General features: G+C 26.5%; 19 protein-coding genes. All 19 read right to left on the reverse strand.

Annotation, left to right across the window (positions count from 1 at the left end; genetic code table 11):
• A partial coding sequence (locus K324_RS15065; RefSeq protein ID WP_036095941.1) for a hypothetical protein occupies positions 1–311 on the reverse strand: 311 nt, incomplete at its 3' end.
• A gap of 16 nt (positions 312–327) precedes the next feature.
• Complete coding sequence (locus tag K324_RS0113795) at positions 328–1,152, reverse strand: TrbG/VirB9 family P-type conjugative transfer protein (protein ID WP_026749652.1); 825 nt, start codon at positions 1,150–1,152, stop codon at positions 328–330.
• Between the two features lie 18 nt (positions 1,153–1,170).
• Positions 1,171–1,878 (reverse strand): VirB8 family type IV secretion system protein, encoded by a 708-nt coding sequence (locus K324_RS0113800; protein ID WP_026749653.1) that lies wholly within the window; start codon positions 1,876–1,878, stop codon positions 1,171–1,173.
• A gap of 2 nt (positions 1,879–1,880) precedes the next feature.
• Positions 1,881–2,246, reverse strand: a complete 366-nt coding sequence (locus K324_RS0113805; protein WP_026749654.1) for a hypothetical protein — start codon at positions 2,244–2,246, stop codon at positions 1,881–1,883.
• A 660-nt stretch (positions 2,247–2,906) separates the two neighbouring features.
• A complete protein-coding gene (locus K324_RS0113810; protein ID WP_026749655.1) occupies positions 2,907–3,149 on the reverse strand; it encodes a hypothetical protein in 243 nt (80 codons plus the stop codon).
• 64 nt (positions 3,150–3,213) lie between these two features.
• Positions 3,214–5,061 (reverse strand): MobA/MobL family protein, encoded by a 1,848-nt coding sequence (locus K324_RS0113815; RefSeq protein ID WP_026749656.1) that lies wholly within the window; start codon positions 5,059–5,061, stop codon positions 3,214–3,216.
• A 2-nt stretch (positions 5,062–5,063) separates the two neighbouring features.
• The gene (locus tag K324_RS0113820) at positions 5,064–5,468 is read right to left on the reverse strand and encodes a hypothetical protein (protein ID WP_026749657.1); all 405 of its coding nucleotides are present in this window, start codon (positions 5,466–5,468) and stop codon (positions 5,064–5,066) included.
• Between the two features lie 120 nt (positions 5,469–5,588).
• Positions 5,589–6,107 carry a hypothetical protein gene (locus K324_RS0113825; protein ID WP_026749658.1) on the reverse strand — a complete coding sequence of 173 codons (519 nt, stop codon included), beginning with the start codon at positions 6,105–6,107 and terminating at the stop codon, positions 5,589–5,591.
• 71 nt (positions 6,108–6,178) lie between these two features.
• Entirely contained in the window at positions 6,179–6,412 is a 234-nt protein-coding gene (locus K324_RS0113830; protein WP_156907008.1) for a hypothetical protein, read from the reverse strand.
• Between the two features lie 41 nt (positions 6,413–6,453).
• Positions 6,454–6,705, reverse strand: a complete 252-nt coding sequence (locus tag K324_RS0113835; RefSeq protein ID WP_026749660.1) for a hypothetical protein — start codon at positions 6,703–6,705, stop codon at positions 6,454–6,456.
• Between the two features lie 246 nt (positions 6,706–6,951).
• Positions 6,952–7,464, reverse strand: a complete 513-nt coding sequence (locus tag K324_RS0113845) for a hypothetical protein (protein ID WP_026749661.1) — start codon at positions 7,462–7,464, stop codon at positions 6,952–6,954.
• A gap of 397 nt (positions 7,465–7,861) precedes the next feature.
• Positions 7,862–8,143, reverse strand: coding sequence for a hypothetical protein (locus K324_RS0113850; protein WP_026749662.1), 282 nt, complete (start codon positions 8,141–8,143; stop codon positions 7,862–7,864).
• A gap of 3 nt (positions 8,144–8,146) precedes the next feature.
• Positions 8,147–8,284, reverse strand: a complete 138-nt coding sequence (locus K324_RS15920) for a hypothetical protein (RefSeq protein WP_155282335.1) — start codon at positions 8,282–8,284, stop codon at positions 8,147–8,149.
• The gene (locus tag K324_RS0113860; RefSeq protein ID WP_026749663.1) at positions 8,271–8,891 is read right to left on the reverse strand and encodes a hypothetical protein; all 621 of its coding nucleotides are present in this window, start codon (positions 8,889–8,891) and stop codon (positions 8,271–8,273) included. Before K324_RS0113860 ends, K324_RS15920 begins: the two co-directional genes overlap by 14 nt.
• A 59-nt stretch (positions 8,892–8,950) precedes the next feature.
• Positions 8,951–9,190, reverse strand: a complete 240-nt coding sequence (locus K324_RS0113865) for a hypothetical protein (protein WP_036095943.1) — start codon at positions 9,188–9,190, stop codon at positions 8,951–8,953.
• Entirely contained in the window at positions 9,177–9,968 is a 792-nt protein-coding gene (locus K324_RS15330; RefSeq protein WP_026749665.1) for a ParA family protein, read from the reverse strand. Before K324_RS15330 ends, K324_RS0113865 begins: the two co-directional genes overlap by 14 nt.
• A gap of 18 nt (positions 9,969–9,986) precedes the next feature.
• Positions 9,987–10,400: a relaxase/mobilization nuclease domain-containing protein gene (locus K324_RS0113875; RefSeq protein ID WP_026749666.1), complete on the reverse strand. Its 414-nt coding sequence runs from the start codon at positions 10,398–10,400 to the stop codon at positions 9,987–9,989.
• 92 nt (positions 10,401–10,492) lie between these two features.
• Complete coding sequence (locus K324_RS0113880) at positions 10,493–10,717, reverse strand: hypothetical protein (protein ID WP_026749667.1); 225 nt, start codon at positions 10,715–10,717, stop codon at positions 10,493–10,495.
• A 20-nt stretch (positions 10,718–10,737) separates the two neighbouring features.
• Positions 10,738–10,971 carry a hypothetical protein gene (locus tag K324_RS0113885; RefSeq protein WP_026749668.1) on the reverse strand — a complete coding sequence of 78 codons (234 nt, stop codon included), beginning with the start codon at positions 10,969–10,971 and terminating at the stop codon, positions 10,738–10,740.
• Between the last annotated feature and the right edge of the window lie 102 nt (positions 10,972–11,073).

Consider the following 11,073-nt stretch of genomic DNA (forward strand, 5'->3'; position numbering starts at 1 on the left):
GCATTTTGATTTTGAGTATCTACTGCATCCTTTATATCCAGTCCTGTTCCAGTTGATATTGATTCCATTTTTTCTTGTTCCTTCGGCTTCTCATTCTTTTTAGCCTGATTTGCAAAATATATGCTTACAAAAATTAAAGCCAAAATTATACAGACTAGGATAGCAACTTTTTTCTTATCAAAAAATTCTTCTATTTTTATCTTTGAATTTTTTATCGTTCCTGTCCTCTCATCCTCAAGCGATATTTCCTCTTCCTTCTGTTCCGTAAAATCATCTTCAGAAGTTTCAAAATAGTCATTTTTATCTATCAATTAAGACACCTCCTTTCTATTTTTTCTGGTTATATATTTTTAAGGTATTTTTTCCAAGCGTCATATATATTTCTTTCACAACACTGTTAATCATTACATTACATCCTTCAATTTTTGTATTAACTAAGGATAATTGGTTATCCAAACCTTTTACATAAAAAGCTGGCATTTCCTGCAAATTTGACTTTAATACTATGAATGTCTTTTCTCCGTTGTCAAACACTTGAACTGGAGAAAGTTTTGAGTTCTTGTTCCACGAATATCTGTAATTCAGTTTCATTAAGTCCGTTGTGCCAATACTTTCCGTATTAGCCTCATATTCATCCATTAATATTTTTCTCTCATTTGGATATTGCCACTCAACTAAAGGATTATATTCTCCATTTGTGGATTCAATATTAATAAAATAACTGTGCTTATCTGTAACTATATTTATGTTAGTCTTTATATCTTCTTCAAGCGGCTTTATGTATATATATGTCCTATTTTCTTTTCCACCTGTCGCCTCTTCAATCATCCAACGTTCTGTATCTCCACCAGCCTTAAATACTACTTTTTCATTTGGAGCAAGCCTTAAAGTCGTTAAATAGTCTGGCTTGGAATAGACTTCATATATGCTGTTTTCTGCATAATTAAATATAACGGCTGTCTTTTTTATTGCATCCTTTTTTCCGCTTAATATTCCATCATCATCAAATATTTTCTGACTATTTTTTACTGCATCTACCGTAATATTGTCTTTTGCATTTCCATCATTTGCAAAAATATTAACCGACATCAATATCAAAAATAACACTGATAATATTTTTCTATTAAATTTTTTTAACTTGTTCTTTGTCATACATCTCCCTCATTTTTTCTAATTATTTTCCCTTGAAATTGTAAAATCCTTTATTATTATCCCTAATGGATTTTTAGCAACCAGTTCCTCATTTTTTTCATTTACATATTCCACAGTAAATACTCCAAGATAACTTGTATCCTGCATTTCCATTCCTGTTTCAGAAAACTGTTTTTCCTTCCATCTGACTTGATAAGTGTTTGAAGTATTTGTAAGTTTGTTAGCTGAGACTATATTTACATTCGTTGTAATTTTATCTGCAAGCATTTGTATTGTTCCTGTTTCCTGAATCATTGCATCTAATTTTTTTTGTGAATTTTGTGTTAAGAAAAAAGAATTTTCCTTTAATTTATTGTCATAATATGTCGTGTCCTTTGGAAGAGTTCTTACATCCAAAATGAATTTTGATATAAAATATTTTGTTTCCTTCTCCCCAACTTTCACATTGGATTTTGTCAATACATTCACTTCCATTGGAGCTCCTGTTGTTTTGTCAACCTGAACAAGAAATACCTTTATATTTGTTCTTATAGCGAAATATGCCAGTACTAAACATAAGACAAGAATAACAACTATGCTTGTTCCTAATCCCTTTTTTAACTTTGCATTCGTTTCCGCAAGTTCAAACAAAGTTTCAGCCCTTTTTTCAAAACTTGTCTTTTCTCTTTTGACATCAGTCCTTAATTTAAAAATATCCCTTTTCCTGCTTATTCTTTTCAAATCCAAGCCTATACTCCTTCCAAAAGAGCTGTATCAATCATAGTTCCACCAAGTCCTTTTACTATATCCTCTGAACCAAAAATAAGTGCAAGTGCCAAAGCCACTCCTATTAACAGAGTTATTATTGCTGTCATATTCGGATCAGTCAACATCTTGAATACTCCAAATCCTATACACCCAATAGCCCCAAGTGAAAAAACTATTTTCAGTCCATTATTCATATTTGTAAGAAAAGTTACAAGCGTTGCAAATATTCCTGCATTTCCACTTGTAGTTGCCTGAGTTATTACAGTTGTTGTCAAAAACAAAATCATTAGACACAGTAATTGAAAATTTTTATTTAATAATACATTCTTAACTTTTATTTTTTTCATTATTTATCGTCCCCTTTTATACAAAAAAAGAGCCTGTACAAAATTTCAGAAATATTTTTTCCGATAATTCTGCACTCAGGCTCCTATATTTAAATTTATACATTTGTTTTTTATCACAATATTCTAGTTAAGGACTTCTAATATTTAAATCTAATTTCATATTTTCACCTCGTTTTTGAACAAAAAAGAGCCTGTACAAAATCTCAGAAATGTTTTTTCCAATAATTCTGCATTTAGGCTCTCTATATTTAATTTTATACTGCTTTGTTTTATTCTTGTTTTAAAATGAGTTTAAGGAAAAGTTCTATATCCTGCCTATACACCTCCTAAAACTAGGCTCTCATTTTCCACGCTGTTTTTATTCTTGTGCTAATATTACCTCACTTTTTTCAAAAAGTCAAGCCTTTTTTTGAAAATTTTTTCCCCATAAACTTTCCGAAATTTCTTTAATTTTGGAAAGCACGCTTACCAGTTTCTCAAATTTAAAAATTCGTAGAAACTTACCGTGATTTTTTCACCACAAAAAATTGTGAAAAATGGCTTTCGTTTACACTCAAAAACTCACTTCGTTCGTGTTTAATTTCTTAGAAATTAATAATGTTTATACCTTCAAAAACTTATTTTTACAAAAAAAGGACAGCTTTTTTACTGCCCCTAAATTTATTTATATTTATTCTCCTTAACAGTTTTTACAAAAGTTTTTATTAGGTATAATACAATCCAACCTTTTACTAAAAATCCCATAGTAATCTTTCCAAAAGGATTAAATAATCTGTATATTAAAAAAATTAATGTCAAGTCTATTGCAATTTTAAAAATTGAATAAAATAGTATAACTACTCCTATCATAGATTTTATTATATCTTGGGGTTCTGGTATTGGATTTCTAGGATCTTCTATCATAATAACCACTTCCATTCATTCTTTATTTTAATTATACCACAAAAATTTTTAAATACATAAATTTTTATCTTTCCAGCTCATCCAAAACTTCCATATCTTCCATTCTAAAATCACCACTTATACCTCCTAAATTTTTATTATAATTTATGTCATTTGAATTTTTACTTTTCTTTTTCCTGTTCCATTTTTTTATGCTTATTTGTCGTTTTTCAGATAATCTTTTTTTCTTATCCAGCACTTTTATAACTTCTATATTCTTGATAATTTTTTTTACTTTTTCCCTTTCCTGAATTTTAGAATTGCCACTTTTTAAAAGTTCATCCTGCAATTTTTTTTGAATTTTTATTTCAATATTTTCTTTTCTTGCCTCATAATCTTCCTTTATTTTTACTTCCCTTTTTAACCAATCCAAGTAATATTTTTGTTCACTTATATACAAATTTTTGTTAAGTTCTTTTTGCAATCCTTCTATTTTAATTTTACTCTCTGCAATATTTTTCTCTAATTTTGAAAATTCATAATTTGAATATTTATCTTTTATTAAAGTTTCCTGACTGACTATTTCCTCATTTTTATCTAACTCTTTTACTAATTTTTTTAGTTCTTTTTCAATTTTATTTATCTCTTTCAGTCCATCTTTTTCATAAATAAATTGCAAATGATTTATATTATACAATCCATTTTTTTCATCATTATATTTAATATTTTTCTCTTTTAAATTTTCATATATCGTGTCTTTTTCATCTTCAAAATTTGCAATTTTCCTTAAATATTTTTCTCTAATATTTTCAACTCTTTTATCAAAAATATACTTCTTTTTCCAGTTATTCTGAATTTCATTTTTTAAATTCTTCTCTTTTGTAATTTTTAAATATTTTATTCTATTTTTATCTTTTGTATTTTTTAATTCCTTGTCAATTTTTTTGTTATCATTCAGAAATTTATAGTACCTTTTATCTGTCATCAAGTTATACACAGTATTCTCAATTTTATCTTTTGACATTTTCTTTTTTATATCTCTTACACTCTCTTCTAACCTCCTCAGCCTTTCCAAATTTTCTAAATCTCCTATTTTATCTCTTTTTAAATTTTCATAATCTTTTTCCAGTTTTTTCAATTTTTCCAGTAATTTTTTCATTAAATCTGTTCCATCTTTTAAAATTCTGATTTTATCAAATATTCTCTTCTTAACTTTTTCTTTCTCACTCAACTCACGTTCCTTTTTATATAAAATCTTTCCATCAATGTTTATCGCTTCACGATCTAGCTCATAAACTTTCTTATAGTCATTATTATTTTCCGCATCTCTTTTCTGATCCTTTAACGATTTTGCACTTACTTTTTCTATTCCTTTTTTTTCAAGTTCAAAATTTAAAAACGTTTCCCACTTTTTCCTTATATTTTTTAACGTACTTCTTTCTCTCCATTTTTTATCTTTTTCCCATCCACCTTTTTCTATATTTTTAAAATTATATCTCTTAAAATATTTATCCTTATCTCTTTTAATACCATCAATTTTTCTTTCAAAGAACATTATATGTACGTGTGGCTGCATATCTCCATCAAAACTTTTTGGATTGTGTATTGCATAGTTATACACATATTCTTTTCCAAAAAGATTTTCGCAAAAATCATCCACTATTTTTTTATTATCTTTAGGTAAAAATTCTCTTGGTAATGAAATTTCAAGCTCCCTATACAAATTAGAATTTTTTCTCTCATAAATTTCTGAACATTTCCAAAAATTTTTAATATTATCAAATTCTTCAGGAAGATTCCTTACTTCCTTAAAAAGCAAGTCCTCTTTTTTACCATATTTTTCTTCTCTGTTTATGTAATCCAAATGAGCTGTAGGCGAAATATATTTACTTCCTCTTTTACTTTTTTTTATTCTAAGATGAAATATTGCCACGATTATACCCCCATATTATTTTTTATAATTACATATTTTATATTTTTATTATTTATAAAAAAACTTCTATCTAATAAAATATCACAATCTTTAAAATCTACGTTAATATCCGAAATATTTTCAATTCTATACATCCATATTTCATTATTTCTATATAATTTCATATTATATTTTCCTATTTTATTATCACTTACCTTTTCCATTTTCATAATTTTTATAAATACCTCTTCACTTATATATTCCTTTATTTTCACATCATTTATTTGATTATTTACTATTAATCCTACATTTCTCTTAAAAATATCTATTGTTTCATTTATTCTTTTTTTAGGTAAAGTCTTGTAAAAAAAACATATATGCTCCTTCCCTGTTGTTGTTCTCAACAATCTTATATCATATATTTTCATATATCCCTCCCAAATTATTTTTTAAATATCTAAACTTTCTTTTTCTCTTTCACTTTTTTAATCTTCTCATAATTACAAAAACTAACCATAACATACATTACGATTAGTTTAGTTCTTATTTTATTCTGCTATACATTTTTTTGATTCAAAAATTCTTTTTAATTGCTCAAAATCATATTCACCATACTTTTCATTTTCTACTTCTAAAGTAATAACATTACCTCCCCTCAAAAATAGTTCTATTTTAGTATCATACATTCCTTTTGCTCCTCGATACATCATTAATTTTAATCCTTTCTTTAATTCATAAATTCTCCTTATCCCTATTAACTCACTAGAAGTAATTATCAAATCTTTTAAATATATATTTCCATTTGTATATTTCACTCTTTCTTCTCTTAATTTTCCAGAAAAGTCAAATCCAGCTTCCGTTACAAATTTCTCATAACTTTTGTGCATTTCACTAAGTGATTTATATTTTTCCTGAATCACTTTCCCTGTAATTAATTTTATATTTAACTTAAATATTTTAAGCGAAAACGGATTTCTTTCGATTTTTTCAATATCATTTACATCTATTATTTTATCATTAATTTTAATTTGTGTTTTATTATTTAATGTATTATTTATTATATTCATATATCATCATCCTTGTACGTAATTTTAAATTTTCTCACACGTGAGAAAAACTACACTTTTGATAACTATATTTATTTGCAATATTCGCCAATTGTATAATTTCCCAGCTTATCTTCATCAACTTTATAAATATTTTTATTCTCAAGAACAACATAAAAATTCTCGCCTTCATTTTCACTATATATTTTCATAACTTTATTTGTCCTACATATATCTAAAATTTCCTGTTGCCTTTTTTCTTGAACATCTTTATTCCCTTTGGTTTTATTCTTTAAATTATTTTCTTGAAATTTTATTATACTCATGACAACTTCTTTTTTTCTAATTATAAACTCCATTATTCATATTAATTTTCTTCATCCAACACATCCTCCTCTTCCATTTTTCCTAAAATTTTTTCCAATTCTTTTAATGCTTCTAATCTTCTACTGACATTTTCAACATATATTGATATAATTGTAAATCCAATCAATATAACTCCACTTAATATAACTGTACTTATGTCTTTAATAAAAAATGAAATTGCAAACATAATAGCCAACATATATCCTAAAATCCTATCTATCAGACTTCCCATAACTTTCATAAAATCTTTCATTTTCTTATCCCATTTTCCTTCCTTAAAATAATTTTGATTTTCTCACGTGTGGGAAAAACCATTTCAAATCAACTCATATTCATCATAACATCCCCAGTAATCAACAATCAAACTTTTGTCATTAATCTTTATTGAATGTATTTTACGTTTATCAATCTTCTTCAAAATCATCATTCCTACCTTTCAATTTCTTAATTTCCATCTCCCATTTTTCAATATTTTTGTGTGCTTTTTCAATTTTCTCACTTAGTTTCTGTATTTTTTTATCAAAGTCAATTTCTGTTTCTTCCTTACCTTTTTTTCTATTTCCTTAATCTTTTTAGCCGCTTCAACTGGATCTCCAAGAATTTCTACAATCTCTGCCTCTTCAAGTTTATCATTGTTTTTCTTTATATATTCCAATGTCCTAACACTTGCTTCCGCAATTGCAGGATTTCTGTATTTTTCAAACTGTTCCCACCTGTTAATTTCACGATAAACCATATTCTTATCAAGCCCTAATGAAGTAAAACAAGCTACAAATGTTCCTGTTCCATGACTTGATAAAATTTCCTGAACCCTTTTTAACTTTCTACCCAATTCAAGTGCTTTTTTTGCAACAAATTTTCCAATCTGCCTTATATCTTCTTCATTCTGAGTTACTTCCCTTATAATTCTTTCATCAGTTATCTCGTATTTATCAAAGTTAAAATTACTATGATAAACTTCAACTTCCATTTTTCTATTTTTATTTATATTTAACAGTTCTTCCCTGTCCATAAATCCCTCCTATGATTTTTTCTTGAAACTTTTTAATGTGTATGGTATAATAATTTTGTAATAGGAATTGCAAGGGAGATTGACTGCATTCTCTCTGGACAAAAAGATAAAAAAGCGAAAAAGATGCCTTAATCGTTGATTGGGGCATTTTTTTATGATATAATGCTTTGGGATCGCACCCAATCTTTTTGTTTAGAAAGGAGGTGTGCAGTCAATGATTAATAGGGATTTTATAGTTTTTGCCGTCCTGATTATACTTTTGTATCTCTGGTTCAGCAAAACTAAATAAAACTGGCTATTAATCTCCTCCTTGTAAATTCCGCCTGCTGGTTTTCGCTAGCCAGCAGGTTTTTTCATTGTCCTTTTAATTTTCCCACACGTGAGAAAAATTAATCTTTTATTTACAGTATTCTCCAACTATGTAATAACCAAATTTATCCTTATCTACTTTATAAATTTTATTATTTTCAAGTACCACATAAAATTCAGTTTCATGATCTGCTGTGTATGTTTTTAAAACTTTATTTGATTTACACAAATTTAATATTTCTTGTTGTTCTTTTTCTTTTCTTTTTGACTCTTGGTGAGAAAAATCCATTAAAATTGAGTATAGTAACATAAGTATACACATCATTAATGCGGCTCCTAGCAAACCAAATCTTTCAAAAAGATCATCCATTTTTCAACCCCTTCCTGTACCAGTTATTTTGATATTTTTTCTTTTTCTAATTTCTTTTATGATGTATTCTTTTTGTTTCTCGTTAACTATTAAAGTTTCATAACAGCGAATATCCAATTTAATCTTCTTATCTTTTTTCATCACGACTACCATTTTTTATTTCACTAACATTAATTTCAGTATTTCCAATCTTTTTGAACATTTCTTCTAAAGTTGCATTAGTGATTACTGGAATTTTTTCTAAATCCATAAGTAATGATAACAGAGCATTTATTAAATCATTTAACGCAAATAGATTTTCATTGCTGATTCCTATATAACCATTGATTTTTTCATCTAGCATTATTTTTGCTTCTTGCGGTATTTTTATATTAGTTCTTTTTATAAAATCTTTTTTTACTTTTAAAACTTTATCTATTTCTAAACTTTCTGTTTCTACTATATCATCAATATTTTTTACATTATCTAAATTATTTAAAAAATTTCTTAGAGATAAAAGCTTTAAAATACCTTTTTCTCTTAAAATTGGAGTATCAAATAAAAACTCTTTATATTTTTCGTAATATTCTAAATGTAAAGAAATTAGTAATGTATGCAACAAATTAATATTAAATTCTGTTAGTCCTCTTTCTTTTAGCTGTTTTATAAAATACATTGCATAATATCTTACAACTACATCATCAGGTTTAATTATATGTTTTACTAAATTTGTTTTTCCCTTTGTTTTAAAAAGATTGCTAAGTTTCATTATTTTTTCTCCTTAAATGTTAAAATATTTTTTCTTATTTTTCCCACACGTGAGAAAAACTAAAATTTATTACACATAAAACTCACTTTCAATTTACAAAGTAGATTATTTTCCTCATTGTCATAATAAACTCCTTTTATTTCGTCTACTCTAAGAAAAAAGCCTTTATATCCTTTTTCCATTTTTACATAATGATTATCATCGTCTATTTTCCTTATTTCCATCCCAGCTTCAATTTCTTTATCTATAACTACTAGCATTATATCTCCCATAATAACTTCCTTTCTATCTTTTTTCATTCGGATATATTTCATTATACAAAAATTCATTCACTAAATTTTTATAATCTATCGTTGCATTACTGCTCTTCTTAAAACTAAATATATCCTTATGCTTTTCCATAGAATTTAATATATTTGCATCTTCTCTCACATAAATATCTGAATACATTTCTTTTAAAATATTCTTCATTTCCATATGTGCCTTTTTAAAAACTTTTGTATTTTCCTTTACTTGCACAAAAAATATTTTATAAAGTTTAATTTTCGGATTATCCATTTTTGCAATTTCTACCATTTCAAGCAAATCCCTAATCCCGTTAGTGTCTATGAACGAAACTTTTGAAGGTGCAAAAACATAGTCTGTTACATTTAAAATACCTCTTACTGTGTTATTTACAGTTCCTTCTGTATCAATTACTATAAAGTCATATTCAATAAAGTTTTCAAAAAAATCCTTAAATATTTTCAGTTGCTCCTGTCCGCTTTCATCTCCTTCCTTTTTGAAAAATTCATCAATCTGATTAAAATAAATATTGCTGATTATTATACCCACTCCATTTTTTTCGTTTATATATTTTTCCTTATCTAGCATTCCCAAATTATCATAGCATTCTTTTAATGCTTCAAAAATAGTGTTTTCGTTTCTTATATCAAGATAAGAAGCTATTGCCCCTCTCGGATCTGTATCAATCAATAAAACTTTTTTTCCTTTATTTTTTAAGGCATAAGCAATATTTATTCCTGTTACTGTTTTTCCTGCTCCACCTTTTGGATTAATTACACTAATTATTTTCATTACCATTCCTCCCCTAAATTATTTAAATCTTCTTGTTGCAAATCTTGCTGAGCCAAATTCTCTTTTTACTCTCCGTAAACTAATTAAACTCATTAAATTATTCTTATGGTATTTTTTATTACCAATTCTTTTACTCACTTGTTCATTTTTTATTATTGTTTTCTTTTTTCTTTCAAAAAAATCAAAAATATATTCATTTGTATAAGTTTTATCTAAAGTTTTTAATCTGACACTTTTATTTTCTTTATCAGTCACAGTAATATTTTTCTCTGAAAATTTAATATTATATCCATTTTTAAGAAAATTTTCTTTAAATTCTTCAATTGAATTTGCAACTTCAAGATGCTCTTTTGTTATCTTTCTTAAATTTTCATACCATTTTTTTGTTTTCCCTGTTGATTTCGCTTTTTTCATTTCTTTTTTTTCTTTCATCGTTTTATCCTCCAAATAACTTTCTATAATTTTTTCATTTTTTCCTTGATTTTATTCAGGATTACTGGTATACTATACTTGATTATAATTTTCTATAATTTGTTGTTATCTCTATGATAACAACTTTTTTTTATTATTATATACTCTTTTTCAAAACAATCTATTGACATTAGATAACTTAATATTCTTAAAACTACAATCAAATCTATAAGTCCACATATAATCTTTATTGCAACTTCATAATTGTACGCATCCAATTGCTTCAAGGTAATCGACATTAAGGCAAGTATCCAATAAATTAATTTTCTCATTTTCATTCCTATCACTTCCTTTTATTTTATAGTTCTTCCAAGTTCTCAAGTACTATTCTAAGTTCATCACACGTAATTTCTTCATCTTCCAATGCAATTTCCGCTTCCTCTATCTCATCCTCAAATCCTCCTATATTTCTAAGTTCCTCTATTCTTTCTTTTATTCTTTCATTTAATGAAATAACTTCACTGTATGCTGTTCCCATATTTTCCTCCTCACAAATTGCTTTTTCTATAGCATCTCTTAAACTTTCACTCATTGTTGTTCTCCTCGTATAATATATTTGTAGTTTTTTACATCCCTCTTCAAGGATTTTGTAATATACTATTATTAAGATACTGTGGACTAGTTAATCTCCTCC

This window comes from Leptotrichia trevisanii DSM 22070, assembly GCF_000482505.1.
In the GTDB taxonomy this organism is placed as follows: Bacteria; Fusobacteriota; Fusobacteriia; order Fusobacteriales; family Leptotrichiaceae; genus Leptotrichia; species Leptotrichia trevisanii.

Excerpts from the sequence above, each read along its gene's own strand:
- K324_RS0113795 (WP_026749652.1), bottom strand. The coding sequence starts at position 1,152 with ATGACAAAGAACAAGTTAAAAAAATTTAATAGAAAAATATTATCAGTG.
- K324_RS0113805 (WP_026749654.1), bottom strand. The coding sequence starts at position 2,246 with ATGAAAAAAATAAAAGTTAAGAATGTATTATTAAATAAAAATTTTCAA.
- K324_RS0113810 (WP_026749655.1), bottom strand. The coding sequence starts at position 3,149 with ATGATAGAAGATCCTAGAAATCCAATACCAGAACCCCAAGATATAATA.
- K324_RS0113820 (WP_026749657.1), bottom strand. The coding sequence starts at position 5,468 with ATGAAAATATATGATATAAGATTGTTGAGAACAACAACAGGGAAGGAG.
- K324_RS0113825 (WP_026749658.1), bottom strand. The coding sequence starts at position 6,107 with ATGAATATAATAAATAATACATTAAATAATAAAACACAAATTAAAATT.
- K324_RS0113830 (WP_156907008.1), bottom strand. The coding sequence starts at position 6,412 with ATGAGTATAATAAAATTTCAAGAAAATAATTTAAAGAATAAAACCAAA.
- K324_RS0113835 (WP_026749660.1), bottom strand. The coding sequence starts at position 6,705 with ATGAAAGATTTTATGAAAGTTATGGGAAGTCTGATAGATAGGATTTTA.
- K324_RS0113845 (WP_026749661.1), bottom strand. The coding sequence starts at position 7,464 with ATGGACAGGGAAGAACTGTTAAATATAAATAAAAATAGAAAAATGGAA.
- K324_RS0113850 (WP_026749662.1), bottom strand. The coding sequence starts at position 8,143 with ATGGATGATCTTTTTGAAAGATTTGGTTTGCTAGGAGCCGCATTAATG.
- K324_RS15920 (WP_155282335.1), bottom strand. The coding sequence starts at position 8,284 with ATGAAAAAAGATAAGAAGATTAAATTGGATATTCGCTGTTATGAAACT.
- K324_RS0113860 (WP_026749663.1), bottom strand. The coding sequence starts at position 8,891 with ATGAAACTTAGCAATCTTTTTAAAACAAAGGGAAAAACAAATTTAGTA.
- K324_RS0113865 (WP_036095943.1), bottom strand. The coding sequence starts at position 9,190 with ATGAAAAAAGATAGAAAGGAAGTTATTATGGGAGATATAATGCTAGTA.
- K324_RS15330 (WP_026749665.1), bottom strand. The coding sequence starts at position 9,968 with ATGAAAATAATTAGTGTAATTAATCCAAAAGGTGGAGCAGGAAAAACA.
- K324_RS0113875 (WP_026749666.1), bottom strand. The coding sequence starts at position 10,400 with ATGAAAGAAAAAAAAGAAATGAAAAAAGCGAAATCAACAGGGAAAACA.
- K324_RS0113880 (WP_026749667.1), bottom strand. The coding sequence starts at position 10,717 with ATGAAAATGAGAAAATTAATTTATTGGATACTTGCCTTAATGTCGATT.
- K324_RS0113885 (WP_026749668.1), bottom strand. The coding sequence starts at position 10,971 with ATGAGTGAAAGTTTAAGAGATGCTATAGAAAAAGCAATTTGTGAGGAG.